Origin of the sequence: Sideroxyarcus emersonii (genome assembly GCF_021654335.1) — a bacterium.
Lineage (GTDB): Bacteria > Pseudomonadota > Gammaproteobacteria > Burkholderiales > Gallionellaceae > Sideroxyarcus > Sideroxyarcus emersonii.
The window spans coordinates 782923-799130 of record NZ_AP023423.1 but is presented as its reverse complement, the minus strand read 5'-3'; the positions used below and the strand labels follow the sequence as shown (position 1 = coordinate 799130).

Sequence of the window (16208 nt, the reverse complement as noted above, 5' to 3'; positions counted from 1 at the left end):
ATCCCGCGATTTGAAACGAATAACATGGGGCCATCTTCAATACATCAAGATGGAAATCACCATGGATATCCTGCCAGCCAACTTCACTACCGGCCTTTCCGGAGTGCAGCCAACGCGATCCGCCACCAGGCAGTACGCAACTGCCGCCGTTGCCATGCACTGGCTCATGGCCTTCGCCATCGTCGGCCTGTTTGCCTTCGGCCTTTATATGCACGACCTGCCGCTCTCCCCCTGGAAGCTGCGCGCCTATTCGTGGCATAAGTGGGCCGGTGTGAGCATTTTCGGGCTGGCCGTCGTCAGGCTTGCCTGGCGCATATATAACCGTCCGCCGGAATTGCCGCCGCACATGGGACGTGCGGAACGCTTCATCGCGCACAGCGGCCACAGCTTGCTTTATCTGCTGATGTTCACGATCCCGCTATCGGGTTGGCTGATGAGTTCCGCCAAAGGTTTCCAGACCGTGCTCTTCGGCGTGCTCCCCCTCCCCGATTTGCTGTCGAAGAACAAGGAACTGGGCGATATGCTGCAAACTGTGCACTGGAGCCTGAATCTGGTGCTGGCAATCCTCGTCGCAGGCCACGTCGCCGCAGCGCTCAAGCATCACTTCGTCGACCGGGACGACGTCCTCGCGCGCATGTTGCCCCGCCTCGGCAAGTCGCGCTGATCGCCGGGACGTGGCAAATGAGGGGCAGAAAATACCGGGTGTCTCAGCCAATGAAAGGAAGCAATCATGTTAACGGTTCGTAAAAGCAGCGATCGCGGATTTGCCGATCATGGCTGGCTGCAATCGTTCCATAGTTTTTCCTTCGCCGACTACTATGACCCCGCGCATATGGGATTTGGCCCACTGCGCGTGATCAACGAGGATCGCGTCGCCCCCGGCCAGGGCTTCGCAACGCATGGCCATCGCGATATGGAGATCATCTCCTATGTGCTCGATGGCACGCTGGAGCACGAGGACAGCATGGGCAACGGATCAGTCCTGCGTTACGGCAATGTGCAACGCATGAGTGCTGGCACAGGGGTCAGGCACAGCGAATTCAATCATTCGCAATCGGCACCGGTACATTTCCTGCAGATCTGGATCGAGCCCAATATGAAAGGGATTGCACCTGGCTATGAAGAGAAGACTTTCGAGCTGGAATCCAAGCAAGGCCGGTTGCGATTGATCGCCTCGCCAGACGGGCGAGATGGCTCCGTCCTGATCCATCAGGATGCCGTGCTATACGCATCCATACTCGATGCCGGGGACCGCATCGAGCATCCCCTCGCCTCCGGCCGCAGGGCTTATCTGCACGTTGCATCCGGCCACCTCGCCGTCAATGGAATCGGGCTTTCTGCGGGAGATGCGCTGATGGCAAGCAACGAGCAACTGGTCAGCCTCGGACAGGCTGCCAAGGCTGAGGTCCTGTTATTCGACCTGCCGGACTGATACCAGACCGGCAGAGATCCCCCTGCAGGCAATCACAACTTCGCCGTCCCTTTAAAACTCATAGGCGGCACCGACGGCCAGCATTGTGATGTTGTTCTTCGTCGTATTGTTGGCCGGTGCGAAATACTCATAGTTCGGGAACCGCACCCCGACATAATTCACCAGCTCGCCCCTGACGGACAGATGCTTGATGATCCTGTACGAAAAACCGCCGCCGAACATCGGCCCCGTGCTGTTCGCCGAAACGGTACTCGTGGGGCCATCGTAGGTTACAGCGGCATCGAACAAACCCAGCTTGAAGAAAAGCTTGCCGGCCGGCGTGATGTCGATCCCGCCCATGGCGGCCAGGCTCAAAGCCCCGCTTGCATATCGGTACGAGGTGAAAACGGTACTGGCGCCGTTGGTGGCCGCCACCCGCCCCCTGATGGAACCCAGGCTCGCCAGATTGGCTTCCCATCCGAAGTTGTCCGTCACCCATTGCCCGCCGAATATCCCGGCCAGGCCGCTGCCCGTGTTTTGTGACACGGTCACCGTCGGATATCCGGAATTCACCATCGTCTGGGCCGCCGTCCCCCTCATGTCGGGAACCGACGACACGCCCACCTCACCGCCCGCATAGAAGCCGTCGGCCGCTGCCAGTGAAGCTGCGAGATTCGAAAGCAGTACCGCTGCGAATATTCTGGCTGTCGTATTCATTGCGCCTACCTCCACAAAGATGTGAACAAGCTGACCGATGTGCAATAACATCGCGAGGCTTGCGCTGCCACTCTAGCACTTGGGTGTGCGGGAAACAACGACTGGCCGTGAGCAAAAACCGGCAATACCCGCTTGCAGGATCGGGCCCGACACTGGATGATGCGCAATCGAATGGGTATAGCGCGGCCAGCCCTCCTCAACATATCGACACGAAAGTTATGTAGTGAAAAAATTCTTTATGGTTTTCATACTGATTGCAGTCGGCTGGGTATTGATCAGCGTCATCTGGTCAAGCATCTCGATGCACCTGGCGCAATCCGTCTTCCACAAAAGTTAGGCGGTTGGGCATTCGGAGCCTCCGCACAGGACATGCGCCCGCTTTCGCCCTGTGACCAATAATTTCCGGGAACACGACATGACCGATTGTTGCTCATCCCCCGATTGCAAAACTGAGCTCCCGAACAGGCATCGCTGCCCAGCCAACGGACTGGAGTATGCGGAAGTTTCCGTCCGCACGATTCATCATCACATCAAGGCTTCCTGGTCCTGGACGCCGACCGCTTCCCGTTATTTCTTCTGCGACGATCCGGCGTGCGATGTGGTGTATTTTGGCGACGACGATTCCACCATCGTCATGTCGCAACTGCGCACCCGCACAGGAATAAAGGAAAGATCAGACGACAGCCCGCTTTGTTATTGCTTCGGCATTTGCAATGCCGACTTGCGGCAAGACCCCGCGATCAGGGATTTCGTGATCGCCCAGACCAAAGCCGGTCGTTGCTCCTGTGCAACGAGCAACCCTTCCGGACGCTGCTGCCTGAAGGATTTTCCCAAGGCAAGGGATACTGCGAGCATGGCGAATGGAGCAACAGGTGCTGGCGTCACGGAAGACAAATGAGCAGAATGGCGCCAAGCGCAAGTGATCGGCCGGAATCTCCCACTTAACGAGAGGTGCACGAATGAGCAGGCTGCTGTTAACGATATTGCTGTCGATACTCACGCTTCCGGCATGTGCTGCCGATGTGGCCGGGATCTTCGACAGGGGAAGCACCCAATTCTCGCTGGTGGCGGGAAGCGGCTCCGCTTTCAACAACAGCTACCTGATACTCGGCGCAGGCACGACCTATTACGTGGCAGACGGAGTGGGTGTGGGCCTGTCTTACGAAAACTGGTCGGGGAGCAGCCCGGGCATCAACAAGATCTCGCCTTCCGTGCAGTACGTCTTCAATCGACAGGCTTCCTTGTGGCCCTATATGGGCGGATTCTATCGCCACTCCGTTATCTCCGGACTCCCCGGCATCAATTCGGTCGGCGCCAGGGCGGGCGTCTATTTTGCGGCGGGCCACAGCAGCGTCGCAGGAGTTGGACTTGCCTATGAGTCGTACCTGAATTGCCAAACGGCCATTTACAACTCCTGCAGCGAAATCTATCCGGAAATAAGTTTCATTTTCGGATTCTGATATATCCTCCATCCGGCCGACTGATGGCATTGCTACGTCACCGGTTTATCGCCATTCATCAGCACCTCCCCCCCCTGCTTATCAAGTTCGGTAAATCCCCCAGGTGATCCATAACCCGGGAACGGGATGCCTCAAGTTCGCCCTGACCAATCGAAAAAACCGGAAATGCGATTGGCGATTGGCCGGGAACAAACAGCCTGACCATTTATCCGGCCAATGATATGAATAATGCTAAACTGCGATGGCATTCAGGGATTCTGGCCTGGCAGGCCCGGCCTGGATTTGCAGAAAGCCAGCACTTCGAAGTCGGTTGCAATTTGCAGGAGTTGCCGCATGAATGCACCAGCGCCGCGTCGCATCTATCGGCTGTTCGACTTTGTTCCACACGCGGTTTCGGCAATCGCCGTCACCGTCGGCGTTTTAGTGCTTATCGGCTGGATATTCGATTTTCCCCTCTTCAAGAGTGTTCTCCCCGGCCTGGTTTCCATGAAGGTCAATACCGCAGTGGGCTTCATTCTGTCGGGCATTGCGCTATGGAGCTTCGAGACCGGCGTCCAGGGGCGCCCCCTGCGGGCCATCGCGCAAGCATGCGCCGCCCTGGTGATGCTTCTGAGCATACTCACGCTGCTGGAATATCTGAGCGGCGCCGATCTCGGCATAGATCAGCTGCTGATTCGGGAAGTCACCCACCTGCCGGGCGATATCCCGGGCAGGATGGCTGTCAACACCGCCCTCGGTTTTGCCGGATTGGGTGCCGCCCTGCTGCTGTTGAGCCTGGGGCAGGGCGGCCGGGTTGCGGCCATCCATGCACTGGCCGTCGTGCCCATCATCTTGGGCGGCTCGGCACTGATCGGCTACGGCTATGACATCGAGGATTTCCTGCGGGAGAGGCTCAACTACACGCCGATGTCCATCAATGCCGCAACAGTCTTTGTGCTGCTTGCGGTCGGCATATTGAACGCGCGCGCGGATTATCCGTTGCGGCGCTTCGCGACCGGCAACACGCCTGCGGGCGTCATGGTACGGCGCCTGCTGCCTGCGGCGGTCGCCTTCACGGTGGCGACAGGATGGTTGATCCTGCAAGGCTACCATGCCGGCTATTTCGACGAGACCTTCCTCCTCGCCCTGTTTACGGCAGTAAACATCGCCGGCCTAGCTGCACTGATTCTGGGGATCGCCGGAAAACTCTATGACACCGCCATCCAGCGCGAACGCATGGAGCAGGCATTGCGCGAAAACGAGGAGCAGCTGAACACCATCATCAATATTCTGCCGACGGGACTCTGGATGCTCGACGCTGCAGGAAAAGTGGCATTCGGCAATCCTGCCGCACAACGGATCTGGGCGGGCGTGCGCTATATCGAACTTGATCGCCTCGGCGAATACAAGGGCTGGCGGGTTGACAATGGGCAACCGATCGGGGCGCATGAGTGGGCCGGTGCGCGGGCGTTCGAAAAAGGTGAAACTTGCATTGAAGAAGAAGTCGAGATCGAATGCTTCGACGGCACGCACAAGATCATACTCGACTCGGCCGTGCCGCTGCGCAATCCCGACGGAAGCATACGCGGCGCCATCACCGTCAACCAGGACATCACGGAGCGCAGGCGCATCGCTGACGAATTGCGCAAGTCGGTCAAGGAGATCGAGGATTTGTACGATCACGCGCCATGCGGCTATCACTCGCTCGACGAAAACGGAGTAGTTACCAGGATCAATCACACCGAGCTCGCGTGGCTGGGCTTTAGCCGCGACGAAGTGATCGGCAAGTTAAGATTCCCCGATCTGCTTACGCCCTCCAGCCTGCAGACGTTTCAGGAGAATTTCCCACGCTTCAAGCAAAACGGCTATGTGCACGATCTGGAGTTCGAGCTGAAGCGCAAGGATGGCTCGCTGCTTCCGGTTCTGCTGAGCGCAACGGCCATCTATGACCCCTCCGGCCGTTATGTGATGAGCCGCAGCACTTTGTTCGACCTGACCGATCGCAAAAAACTGGAACGCGAACTGGAGCAACAGGCACGCAAGGATATGCTGACCGGCCTCAATAACCGCCGCCACTTCTTCGAACTCGCCGAGCTGGAGCTCACGCGCGCCAGGCGGCATGGCAAACCGTTCTCGTTGCTGATGCTGGACCTGGACAATTTCAAATCCGTTAACGACACCTACGGACATCACATCGGCGATGTGGCACTGAAAAAGCTGGGCGAGGTCGCCATGCGCACATTGCGCGAGATCGATATTGTCGGCCGTCTCGGCGGCGAAGAGTTTGCCGGACTGCTGCCGGAAACCAATGGCGCACAGGCGCAGGAGGTGGCGGAACGGCTGCGGCAGGAAGTCGAAAGGGCGGCCGTGAAACTGGAAGACGACTCTGCCCTCCATTTCACCGTGTCGATCGGGCTGGCCAGTCTTCAAGCCGCGGATGCCGATGTTGATAGCGTGCTGAAACGCGCCGACGCTGCGCTGTATCGGGCCAAGCACGCGGGACGCAACCGGGTATGCAAAGAAGAAATGGAATAATTTCAGCAATGGTCGTTCTGGGCAACAGCAATGTTATTTCGGTATGATGGTTCTATTCCAGAAAGAACAGGCACCACATATGCAGCGAACAGCCAAACTGGGATTCCCTGGACTCCACCCTCGGTATCGAAATGCCATGCTCGGCATGGCCAAAATCCTGTTGACGCTTGCAGTCATTCAACTGACGGCCTGGCTATTGCCCGCCTGGCCTGAATTCAAAGGCATCCCCAATTACCTTCCGCTGCATGTCTTCCTGGAAACGATATCCATCGTCGTCTCCATGATGGTATTCGCCGTCGGCTGGAACACGAACCGGCAAAAGGTATCCGGGAATATCATCCTGCTCGCTTCCGTCTTTTTTTCGGTGGGCATTCTCGACTTCTCCCATACCGTGTCCTATGGGGGAATGCCTGATTTCATCTCGCCGAACGACTCGGAAAAACATCTGAATTTCTGGTTGTCGGCGCGCTTGTTTGCCTCCGTTGTCCTGCTGGTGGTAGCCATCAGGCCCTGGATGCCGTCAATATCAACCGCCACCCGCTATCTGACCTTCGGCTCGCTATTGGCCGTGACGTTGATGATCAACTGGGTGGTGATCTATCACCAGGACGCGTTGCCAGACACGTTCATTCCCGGGCAGGGGCTCACCGCATTCAAGAAGAATTTCGAGTACCTGCTGATCATTATCAACATATTCACGGCGGCAATACTGTGGGCGAAAATGCGGCAACCGCAGCCGTTCAATGTCCCGCTGCTGTTCGGTGCGGTATCCACCCTGGCGATGAGTGAATTCTACTTCACGCTGTACACCACCATGACCGGCAGCTACAACGTGCTCGGGCATGCATACAAGGTGATCGCCTATCTGTTCATATACCGTGCCATCGTGGTCGAAGTCATCGAGGAGCCGTACGCCCTGCTGGAACAGGCCAAGGAAAAGTTCAGCCGCATTTTTGATGCGATCACCGACGGTGTCGAACTGGTTTCGATGGACGGTCATATTGTCGACATGAATCGCGCCGATTATGAGCGCATGGGATATACGAAGGCAGAAGTGGCAGGCATGCCGATCGGCCGCTTCAGCACACCGGAGAACGCCGCCAAAGTTCTGGAAAGAATCGAGCAGATCGCAAAGTCCGGCCATGCCACATTCGAGACCGCCCGCATTTGCAAGGATGCGTCCATCATCCCTCTTGAGGTTAACTCCCGCGTCGTCGAGATAGACGGACAAAAAGTGCTTCTGGGCATCAGTCGCGACATCACCGAGCGCAAGCGACAGGAGGCAATGCGCGCGGAACTTGCCGCCATCGTGGAATCCTCCAGCGATGCAATCATCGGCAAAACCCTGGATGGCATCATCACCAGCTGGAACAAGAGCGCCGAAGCGATCTATGGATATTCCGCAGCCGAAATCGTCGGCAAGCCGATTACCATCCTCGCGCATCCGGCACATCATGCCGAGATCGATGAATTTCTGAAAAAAATCCGGAATGGCGCTGCAGTCGTCAATTACGAGACCGAGAGAATCCGCAAGGACGGCAGCCAGATCCAGATCGCGCTCACCCTCTCCCCCATCAAGGATGCTTCGGGCAATATAATCGGAGTCTCCACCATCGCGCGGGATATCACCGAGAAAAAGCGCCTGGAAGATGAGGTACGCCAAGCCAGCATCTATAACCGCAGCCTGATCGAAGCAAGCCTGGACCCGCTGGTGACCATCAGCCCGGAAGGCAAGATCACCGATGTCAATGAGGGCAGCATCAAAGCCACCGGGGTGCGGCGCGAAGAGCTGATCGGCACCGATTTCTCCAATTACTTTACCGAGCCGGAGAAGGCGCGGGCGGGTTACCTGCAAGTCCTTTCCAGAGGATACGTCACCGACTACCCGCTCACGATCCGGCACCGCGACGGCAAACTCACCGATGTGCTGTACAACGCCTCCGTTTACAAGAACGGGGAGGGCAAGGTTCTCGGCGTGTTTGCCGCCGCCCGGGATGTGACCGAACAGAAAGCGGCCCAGGAAGAATTGCGGCGATACAAGGATCACCTGGAGGAAGTGGTGCAGATGCGCACAGCGGATCTTGTATTGGCGCGCAATGCGGCGGAAGCGGCGAACCGCGCCAAGAGCGTATTCCTGGCCAACATGAGCCACGAGCTGCGCACGCCGTTGAATGCGATCCTCGGGTTTTCCAACCTGATGCGCAAAGACGCATTGCTCAGGCACGAACAGCGCGAGGACCTCGACATCATCAACCGCAGCGGCGAACACCTGCTGACCCTGATCAACGACGTACTGGAAATGGCCAAGATCGAGGCCGGTCGTGTCGAGCTGGAAAACAGCCCCATCGATCTCGGCAGCCTGGTGCGGGATGTCACCGACATGATGCATGTACGCGCACAGGAAAAAGGGCTGCGGCTGCTGGTCGACCAATCCTCCGAATTTCCGCGGTACATCAAGGGGGACGCAGCCCGCCTGCGTCAGGTTATGATCAACCTGATCGGCAATGCCGTGAAATTCACCGAGCAAGGCGGCATTACGTTGCGCCTGGGAGTGATCACCAATACCACCCAACACCTGCTGATCGAAGTCGAGGATACCGGCGTAGGCATCAAACCCGAAGACCAGAAAAAGCTCTTTGAACCGTTCATGCAACTGGGCGAATCGGCCATGCAGAAAGGAACCGGGCTGGGGCTGACGATCACGCGTCAGTATGTGCAACTGATGGGGGGAACGATCAGTTTTGAAAGCACCCCGGGCAAAGGCTCCGTCTTCCAGGTGGAATTGCCGCTGGAAAAACTTGAAGCGCACGATGTAGCCATGCCGGAAAGCATGCCAATGCGGGAGGTAGTCAGCCTGGCTCCGGATCAACCGGAATACCGCATCCTGATCGTTGAGGACCAGCTGGAAAACCAGTTGCTGCTCACCCAGTTGATGAAGAGCGTAGGTTTCCAGGTCAAGGTGGCTGAAAACGGCGCGCGCGCTGTGGAAATGTTCCAGAGCTGGCAGCCGCACCTGATCTGGATGGACAGGCGTATGCCCGTCATGGATGGCATGGAAGCAACCCGGCGCATCCGCAAACTGCCCGGCGGCAAATCGGTGAAGATCGTCGCCGTCACCGCCTCCGCCTTCAAGGAACAACGGGAAGAGATGCTCGATTCGGGCATGGACGATTTTGTGCGCAAACCCTATCGCTTCAATGAAATATATGAATGCATGACCAAGCAGCTTGGGGTGAAATACATCTATGCCGATGCTGCCACACCGGAACCCTCCAACGAGGTTACGCTGACGCCGGAAATGCTGGAAGTCTTGCCACCCGATTTGCGCCGTGAGCTTCGCGCCGCACTGGAAAGCCTGGAAGGCGAACGCATCAGTGCCGCCATCCAGCAAGTCCCCGCCTACGATGCCAAACTGCATAACGTATTGCATCATCTGGCGGAGAACTATAATTACCCTGCCATCCTTCAGGCATTGCAAGCCAGCCCGGGAACAAACACATGACACACAAAGGCAACATACTCGCGGTCGACGATACGCCAGCATCCCTGAAGCTCTTGACTGACCTCTTGCGGGAGGACGGCTATGAAGTGCGCGCCGCGATCAATGGCGAACTGGCCTTGCATGCCGCAGCCCAAAACCCGCCCGAACTGGTATTGCTCGATATCCGCATGCCCGGAATAGACGGATATGAAGTGTGCCGCCGCCTCAAGGCGCAGGCTTCGACACGCGATGTGCCCGTTATTTTTGTCAGCGCGGCGACAGAATCGGATGAAAAGGTGCAAGGGTTCAGTGTTGGCGCGATAGACTATGTCACCAAGCCTTATCAGCGCGATGAGCTCCTGGCCAGGGTTCATACTCATCTGGAGTTGAATCGTCTGCGCAACCATCTTGAGGATCTGGTTGACGAACGTACTGCCGAATTGAAGGAAAGCGAGAGAAAGCTCAGGACCAGCCTGATCGATTCCATCACGGCGCTTGCCGCAACCGTGGAAATGCGCGACCCCTATACGGCAGGCCATCAGCGCCGCGTGGCGGAGCTGGCCATCGCGATCGCCAAAGAACTGCACCTCGCGGAGGAGCAGATAGAAGGAATCCAGTTGGCCGGTGTAGTGCACGATGTAGGCAAGATCCAGATTCCGGCGGAGATCCTGAGCAAGCCGGGGCGGCTCACCCCGCTCGAATTCGAACTCATCAAACAGCATGCCCAAAGCGGGTATGAGATTCTCAAATCCATCGATTTCCCCTGGCCGATCGCCCGGATCGTGCTGCAGCACCACGAGCGCCTCAACGGTTCAGGTTATCCGCAGGGGCTGAAAGGGGAGCAGATCCTGCTCGAAGCGAAAATCATAGCGGTAGCCGATGTGGTGGAATCGATGACGTCTCACCGCCCATATCGGCCCGGTCTGGGAATCGATGCTGCACTGCAGGAAATTGCGCTCAACAAAGGCAAGCTTTACGAACCTGCAGCCGTGGATGCTTGTATCAGGCTGTTCCGGGAACGCGGATACGTCCTCCCCAGCTGAAACAAGATCATGGCAGCCGGGGGCTGCGCGCGTCAGGATCCGTCTCTCGCCGTGCATGATCAATCACGGCACGATGGAAAACAGCTGCGGCTGCTGCTTCCTGTAGTGTTTCAACCGCAACACGGTCAGCGGGGTGAGTTCCTGCACGGCCACCCATATCTGCAGGGGATGATGCGCATTGCCGGGCAGGATTGCCGCCAGGGCTTCCCACGCCGCCCAGTCGATCCCGGGCATGCGCTGCCGCACCTCGACAGGCAGGTCGGCAATAGTCCGGGTCATGCTGCCCAACCTTTGCAGGGCCTGGACACGAGCCAGCCGGCTGGAAAAGAACTCCGCTTCACTGAGGCCTTCGGTCAGGGTGATGATGTCCAGTCCGAGCTGTTCCAGCAGTCCCAGCATCGCGCCCGTCAGCATGATGCCCCTTGCTTCAATGCATCGCGCAGCAGCAATGCCACATGCCTCGCCTGGCGCTGTGCGCCTTCGCGTATCTGGTGGCGGCAGGAGAAACCATTCGCCAGGACGGCAGCATCCGGCACGCCGCGCAACGCGGGCAGCAAGTCGATCTCCGCCATGCGCATGGAGATGTCGGCATGCTCGGCCTCCAGCCCGAAGCTGCCGGCCATGCCGCAACAGCTCGATTCGATGAACTCGAATTCGAACTCGGGGATCAGGCGCAATACCTTGCGCAACGACTTCATCGCACCGACCGCTTTCTGGTGGCAATGTCCTTGCACCAGTGTCCTGCCCGGCGGCAGCGGCTTGAATTCGAGCGTGAAGCGCTTGCGGTCGTGCTCGCGCGCGATGAATTCCTCCAGCAGATAGACCTGCCTGGACAAGGCCACAGCGCGCTCTCCCAGACCGAGTTTCAGGTGGTCGTCGCGCAAGGACAGGATGCATGAAGGTTCCAGCCCGACGATGGGTATCCCGCTTTCCAGCGCAGGACGCAATGCATCCTGCATGCGCCGAGCCTCGGCCCGCGCGCGCTCCACCTGCCCCAGCGACAGCCAGGTACGCCCGCAGCACAGGGCGCGCCCAGGATCGTCATCCGGTGCGGCCTGCAGGGTGGCGACGCGATAGCCTGCGGCGCTCAACACCTGGTGAGCCGCCTCGGCGATGTCCGGCTCGAAGTGCATGGCAAAGGTGTCGACGAACAGAACCACGTCCCGGTCGCTTTTATCCGGCGCGCTCCGCACAGAGGGGGCCTTGTACGCTGCCGCCGCGGGTTCTGGCAAGCGGCGCCCCGCCGCGATACCGAGAACGAATTCGCCCAGTTGCGCCAGCCACGGCGCGCGATTGCGCCAACGGATCAGGCTGCGCAATGTGCGCCGATACCGCAGCCAGTCCGGCAGGTGCGCCATCAGCCAGTCGCGATGCGACACCCCCTTCAGTGCATTGTTCTGCGCCTGATATTCGATCTTGATGGCAGCCATGTCGACCTGGTTGGCGCATTCGCGCTTGCATCCCTTGCAGCCGACGCAGAGTTCCATCGCCTGCGCCAGCTCATCGCTGGCGAAAGCCCTTGTCCCCAGTTCGCCGTTCAATGCGGCTTTCAGCACCTTCACCCTGCCGCCGGGCGAGTGCGCGGCATCGCCGGTGACGCGGAAGCTCGGACACATCACGCCTTTGGGTGTGCGCTGGCACAGCTTGTCGCTGATGCATACCGCCACGGCCTTGGCAAAATCGCCCCCCGCGGCGGGGATGCCGGCATAGGCATCGCCCTGCCCCGCGGTTTCGTAAGCAGACCAGTCGAGATGATGTTTCATGGCCGGGATAGAGGCAAATACAGTGCCAGCCACGCTTTTTCCCTGCTGCTCGTGCTAACCCGCTGAGCCGATGCGCGATTGGCCGCCCAACCTGCCACCCCGATGACGGCGGCATGAAGATTTTGTCGCCTTCGCCACAAGCTGGTGCCGCTGTTGTGTGCCATTTACAACAGCGGGGCATGTCATGCGCACTCGACACATATAAAACAATCGGTTAGCCAGCGCAAACTGCCGGGCACGCTGCTTGCTCATACCCAGCCAGACCTTAGCGGAGGACACATCGTGCAACTACCCGTCATCAACAATACTGCAACCGAAGCCCCCAAAAGCGGCTGCTCCGCCGGATCGTGCGGATCGACCGACGACCAGATGAACCATCTGCCGGAACATATCCGCCAGAAGGTGTTCAACCATCCCTGTTATTCCGAGGAGGCGCACCACTACTTCGCGCGCATGCATGTGGCGGTGGCACCGGCCTGCAATATCCAGTGCAATTACTGCAACCGCAAATACGACTGCGCCAACGAGTCGCGGCCGGGCGTGGTGTCGGAGTTGCATCACCCGGACCAGGCGGTGAAAAAAGTATTGGCCGTCGCGGCCACCATCCCGCAAATGACGGTGCTGGGCATCGCCGGCCCCGGCGATCCTTTGGCCAACCCGGAGCGCACCTTCTCCACTTTCCGCCAGCTGGCCGAGCAGGCACCGGACATCAAGCTGTGCGTGTCGACCAACGGCCTGTCGTTGCCGGAACATGTGGAGGAGCTGTCCAAGCACAACATCGATCACGTCACCATCACCATCAACTGCGTCGATCCCGATGTGGGCGCGCAGATCTATCCGTGGATCTTCTGGAAGAACAAGCGCATCAAGGGACGCGAAGCGGCAGCCATCCTGATCGAACAGCAGCAGAAGGGACTGGAGATGCTGGTCGCCAGGGGCATCCTGGTGAAGGTGAATTCGGTGATGATCCCGGGCGTGAACGACAAGCACCTGGAAGAAGTCTCGAAGATCGTCAAATCCAAGGGGGCCTTCCTGCACAACGTGATGCCGCTGATCTCCGAAGCCGAGCACGGCACGTTCTACGGTCTCACCGGCCAGCGCGGCCCGACCCATGACGAATTGCAGGCGCTGCAGGATGCCTGCGCCGGCGACATGAACATGATGCGCCACTGCCGCCAATGCCGCGCCGATGCGGTGGGCCTGCTGGGCGAGGATCGCGGTGCCGAGTTCACGATGGACAAGATCGAGGCGATGGAGATCAACTATCCCGAAGCGATGAAAATGCGCGCCGAGGTGCATGCGGCCATCAACGAAGAACTGGAGAGCAAGCGACTGGCGAAAGAAGCCAAGGTGCAACTGGTCAACATCCAGGGCCTCAAAGGATCTCCCTCACCTCAATCCTCTCCCGCAAGCGGGCGAGGAAGCAATAGTGAAAAGCAATTGTTAATTCCTGCGCGCCCTGTGCTGATGGCGGTTGCCACCAAGGGCGGCGGCGTGATCAACGAACACTTCGGCCACGCCAGCGAGTTCCTGATCTACGAAGCCTCGTCCGAAGGCGTGCGCTTCATCGGCCACCGTAAGACCATCCCCTATTGCGAAGGGGGCGACACCTGCGGCGACGGCGAAAGCGCGCTGGATGTGACCATCCGCGAACTGGCCGGCTGTGAAGTGGTGCTGTGCAGCAAGGTCGGCTACGAACCCTGGGGGCCACTGGAAGCCGCCGGCATCCAGCCCAACGGCGAGCATGCGATGGAAGCCATCGAGGATGCCGTGCTCAAGGTGTACGACGAGATGCGCGTGGCGGGCAAGCTGGAACCGAAATTGGACGAACAGCAGAAAGTGGCATAACGAATCGTAAAACTACGTCATTCCGGCGAAGGCCGGAATCCAGTGAAAAAATATGTCCCGTAGAACGGACAAAACCGTGATGTTGTCCCGCTTCGCGGAATGTATTTAATCATCTGGATTCCGGCCTTCGCCGGAATGACGAGTTAATGAAAGTTGATTTAAAGAAGGAATAGATCATGGCACTCGAAATCATCGAATCCTGCGTCAACTGCTGGGCCTGCGAGCCGCTGTGCCCGAGCAAGGCGATCCACGAGGCAAAGCCGCACTTCCTGATCGACCCGGACAAATGCACGGAATGCGCGGGCGATTTCGAGGACCCGCAGTGCGCCACCATCTGCCCGATCGAAGGTGCGATCCTCAACGAGGACGGCAATGCGATGAACCCGCCGGGTTCGCTCACCGGTATTCCGCTGCAGAAACTGGCGGCCTGAGGGATTGCATCATGACCACTGTCGTCTTCTACGAGAAGCCGGGCTGCGGCAACAACACCAAACAGAAGGTGTGGCTGGCCGCATCGGGCCATACCGTACTGGCGAAGAACCTGCTCACCGAGAAATGGAACGCGACGGACCTGCGCCCCTTCTTCGGCGCATTGCCGGTGGCGCAATGGTTCAATCCCAGCGCGCCGCGCGTCAAATCGGGCGAGGTCGATCCCGCCGCACTGGACGCACATGCCGCACTGGAAATGATGGTTGCCGAACCGCTGCTGATCCGGCGCCCGCTGATGGAAGTGGACGGCGAATGCCGCGCCGGCTTCGATGCCGATGCGGTGCGCGCATGGATCGGGCTCAACGATGCAAGACCCGACGGCCTAGGCCGTCCCCCTCACCTCAATCCTCTCCCGCAAGCGGGCGAGGAGGCAAACGAATCGCTGCGCGACTTTTATAACTACGGCGACATCGAGGCCTGTCCAAAGGAACATCACGCACAGCCTTGTCCCGTATCCGAGGAATCCCATCATGCCTAAGGCCAACGTCACCTTCGAGAAACTCGGCCTCACCGTCACCGTCCCTGCGGGCACCCGGCTGATCGAAATCTCCGAGAAGATCGGTGCGGGCATCACCTACGGCTGCCGCGAAGGCGAATGCGGCACATGCCTGGTATGCATCGCCTCCGGCATGCAGAACATGAGCGAACGTTCGGTACTGGAAGACCGTGTGTTGCAGGAGAACATGGCCGCCAGCAACCAGCGGCTCGCCTGTCAGGCGCAAGTGCTGGGCGGGGACATCAGCGTCAAGGCTTGAACCTTTATCACACGACCGCAGGAGCGACCATGCAGCCAGACATCATGCCCGCCCAAAAGATTGCCGCACAGCCGAACCACGGACTGTATGCGGAACTGATGGCGCACGCGGCCGGGTTATCCAACGACGCACTGTTCGCGCAGATGATCTCCAGCCAGATCGGCGGCGTGGGCGCGCTGCCGCCGGGCCTCGGGCTGGAAGAAAAAGACTTCGCCGCGCTGCTGACGGAACATTTCCCCGGCGTCGAACTGGTCATCCGTTGCCAGGCAGCAGAAGCCGACCCGCGCGCACCGGAGCGCGACGACGTGCTCGGCCTGCTGCTGCAACACCGCGCCCACAGATGCATGTCGGAACAATGGATGGCGGAGATCGTCACCGCCGCCTGCATGGCCAGCGACCATCTGTGGCAGGATCTCGGACTGTGGTCGCGCGACCATCTCAGTCGCCTGATGACGCAGAATTTCCCCGCACTCGCGGCAAAGAACGTGCACGACATGAAGTGGAAGAAATTCCTGTACAAGCAGTTATGCGAACAGGAAGGCATCAACGCATGCCGGGCGCCCAGCTGCGAATACTGCACCGACTACCTGAATTGCTTCGGCCCAGAGGAGTGATCGCCTGACTCCAGGCGGGCATTCGACGATGGCTGGTATTGCGCGTGACGGCTCAGCCGATGGAACTATTGCCGAAACGGCCAGTCTTCCGGTACAGGCTGTCAAAGGATGGC

Annotated in this window: 15 protein-coding genes; 12 read left to right on the top strand and 3 right to left on the bottom strand. The window is 58.9% G+C overall.

Translation table 11 applies throughout. The annotated features are described in order from the left end of the window. Positions 1-61 precede the first annotated feature (61 nt). Together L6418_RS03920 and L6418_RS03915 are read left to right on the top strand one after the other, a co-directional pair. Positions 62-664: a cytochrome b gene (locus L6418_RS03920; RefSeq protein WP_269807822.1), complete on the top strand. Its 603-nt coding sequence runs from the start codon at positions 62-64 to the stop codon at positions 662-664. A 66-nt stretch (positions 665-730) separates the two neighbouring features. Then, a complete protein-coding gene (locus L6418_RS03915) occupies positions 731-1432 on the top strand; it encodes a pirin family protein (protein ID WP_237248166.1) in 702 nt (233 codons plus the stop codon). A gap of 51 nt (positions 1433-1483) precedes the next feature. Here the strand turns inward: L6418_RS03915 and L6418_RS03910 are convergent, their stop codons facing one another. Then, positions 1484-2128, bottom strand: a complete 645-nt coding sequence (locus L6418_RS03910) for an outer membrane protein (protein ID WP_237248165.1) — start codon at positions 2126-2128, stop codon at positions 1484-1486. Between the two features lie 415 nt (positions 2129-2543). On the opposite strand from L6418_RS03910, the gene L6418_RS03905 reads away from it, so the two are divergent. The 5 genes from L6418_RS03905 (at position 2544) to L6418_RS03885 (ending at position 10626) form a co-directional block, all read left to right on the top strand. Continuing rightward, on the top strand, positions 2544-3026 hold the full coding sequence (locus L6418_RS03905; RefSeq protein WP_237248164.1) for a putative iron-sulfur cluster-binding metallochaperone: 483 nt from the start codon (positions 2544-2546) through the stop codon (positions 3024-3026). Positions 3027-3087: 61 nt separating this feature from the next. Further along, positions 3088-3588, top strand: coding sequence for a hypothetical protein (locus L6418_RS03900; protein WP_237248163.1), 501 nt, complete (start codon positions 3088-3090; stop codon positions 3586-3588). A 333-nt stretch (positions 3589-3921) separates the two neighbouring features. After that, the gene (locus tag L6418_RS03895) at positions 3922-6102 is read left to right on the top strand and encodes a diguanylate cyclase (RefSeq protein ID WP_237248162.1); all 2181 of its coding nucleotides are present in this window, start codon (positions 3922-3924) and stop codon (positions 6100-6102) included. Between the two features lie 145 nt (positions 6103-6247). Then, entirely contained in the window at positions 6248-9604 is a 3357-nt protein-coding gene (locus tag L6418_RS03890) for a PAS domain S-box protein (protein ID WP_237248161.1), read from the top strand. After that, positions 9601-10626 (top strand): HD-GYP domain-containing protein, encoded by a 1026-nt coding sequence (locus tag L6418_RS03885; protein ID WP_237248160.1) that lies wholly within the window; start codon positions 9601-9603, stop codon positions 10624-10626. Before L6418_RS03890 ends, L6418_RS03885 begins: the two co-directional genes overlap by 4 nt. Before the next feature lie 63 nt (positions 10627-10689). Here L6418_RS03885 and L6418_RS03880 read toward each other — a convergent pair whose 3' ends face one another. Together L6418_RS03880 and L6418_RS03875 are read right to left on the bottom strand one after the other, a co-directional pair. After that, positions 10690-11040 carry a hypothetical protein gene (locus tag L6418_RS03880; protein WP_237248159.1) on the bottom strand — a complete coding sequence of 117 codons (351 nt, stop codon included), beginning with the start codon at positions 11038-11040 and terminating at the stop codon, positions 10690-10692. Beyond that, positions 11034-12422: a (Fe-S)-binding protein gene (locus L6418_RS03875; RefSeq protein ID WP_237248158.1), complete on the bottom strand. Its 1389-nt coding sequence runs from the start codon at positions 12420-12422 to the stop codon at positions 11034-11036. Before L6418_RS03875 ends, L6418_RS03880 begins: the two co-directional genes overlap by 7 nt. Positions 12423-12671: 249 nt before the next feature. On the opposite strand from L6418_RS03875, the gene nifB reads away from it, so the two are divergent. The 5 genes from nifB (at position 12672) to L6418_RS03850 (ending at position 16095) form a co-directional block, all read left to right on the top strand. After that, the gene (gene nifB / locus L6418_RS03870; RefSeq protein ID WP_237248157.1) at positions 12672-14237 is read left to right on the top strand and encodes a nitrogenase cofactor biosynthesis protein NifB; all 1566 of its coding nucleotides are present in this window, start codon (positions 12672-12674) and stop codon (positions 14235-14237) included. Positions 14238-14413: 176 nt separating this feature from the next. Then, positions 14414-14668, top strand: a complete 255-nt coding sequence (locus tag L6418_RS03865; RefSeq protein WP_237248156.1) for a ferredoxin — start codon at positions 14414-14416, stop codon at positions 14666-14668. A gap of 11 nt (positions 14669-14679) precedes the next feature. Beyond that, positions 14680-15204: an ArsC/Spx/MgsR family protein gene (locus L6418_RS03860; protein WP_237248155.1), complete on the top strand. Its 525-nt coding sequence runs from the start codon at positions 14680-14682 to the stop codon at positions 15202-15204. Continuing rightward, positions 15197-15481, top strand: coding sequence for a 2Fe-2S iron-sulfur cluster-binding protein (locus tag L6418_RS03855; protein WP_237248154.1), 285 nt, complete (start codon positions 15197-15199; stop codon positions 15479-15481). Before L6418_RS03860 ends, L6418_RS03855 begins: the two co-directional genes overlap by 8 nt. A 29-nt stretch (positions 15482-15510) precedes the next feature. Next, positions 15511-16095 carry a nitrogen fixation protein NifQ gene (locus L6418_RS03850; protein ID WP_237248153.1) on the top strand — a complete coding sequence of 195 codons (585 nt, stop codon included), beginning with the start codon at positions 15511-15513 and terminating at the stop codon, positions 16093-16095. The last annotated feature ends 113 nt before the right edge of the window (positions 16096-16208 follow it).

Bases quoted from the DNA above. Each gene is read 5' to 3' on its own strand.
- L6418_RS03920 (WP_269807822.1), top strand. From the start codon at position 62: ATGGATATCCTGCCAGCCAACTTCACTACCGGCCTTTCCGGAGTGCAG.
- L6418_RS03915 (WP_237248166.1), top strand. From the start codon at position 731: ATGTTAACGGTTCGTAAAAGCAGCGATCGCGGATTTGCCGATCATGGC.
- L6418_RS03910 (WP_237248165.1), bottom strand. From the start codon at position 2,128: ATGAATACGACAGCCAGAATATTCGCAGCGGTACTGCTTTCGAATCTC.
- L6418_RS03905 (WP_237248164.1), top strand. From the start codon at position 2,544: ATGACCGATTGTTGCTCATCCCCCGATTGCAAAACTGAGCTCCCGAAC.
- L6418_RS03900 (WP_237248163.1), top strand. From the start codon at position 3,088: ATGAGCAGGCTGCTGTTAACGATATTGCTGTCGATACTCACGCTTCCG.
- L6418_RS03895 (WP_237248162.1), top strand. From the start codon at position 3,922: ATGAATGCACCAGCGCCGCGTCGCATCTATCGGCTGTTCGACTTTGTT.
- L6418_RS03890 (WP_237248161.1), top strand. From the start codon at position 6,248: ATGGCCAAAATCCTGTTGACGCTTGCAGTCATTCAACTGACGGCCTGG.
- L6418_RS03885 (WP_237248160.1), top strand. From the start codon at position 9,601: ATGACACACAAAGGCAACATACTCGCGGTCGACGATACGCCAGCATCC.
- L6418_RS03880 (WP_237248159.1), bottom strand. From the start codon at position 11,040: ATGCTGACGGGCGCGATGCTGGGACTGCTGGAACAGCTCGGACTGGAC.
- L6418_RS03865 (WP_237248156.1), top strand. From the start codon at position 14,414: ATGGCACTCGAAATCATCGAATCCTGCGTCAACTGCTGGGCCTGCGAG.
- L6418_RS03860 (WP_237248155.1), top strand. From the start codon at position 14,680: ATGACCACTGTCGTCTTCTACGAGAAGCCGGGCTGCGGCAACAACACC.
- L6418_RS03855 (WP_237248154.1), top strand. From the start codon at position 15,197: ATGCCTAAGGCCAACGTCACCTTCGAGAAACTCGGCCTCACCGTCACC.
- L6418_RS03850 (WP_237248153.1), top strand. From the start codon at position 15,511: ATGCAGCCAGACATCATGCCCGCCCAAAAGATTGCCGCACAGCCGAAC.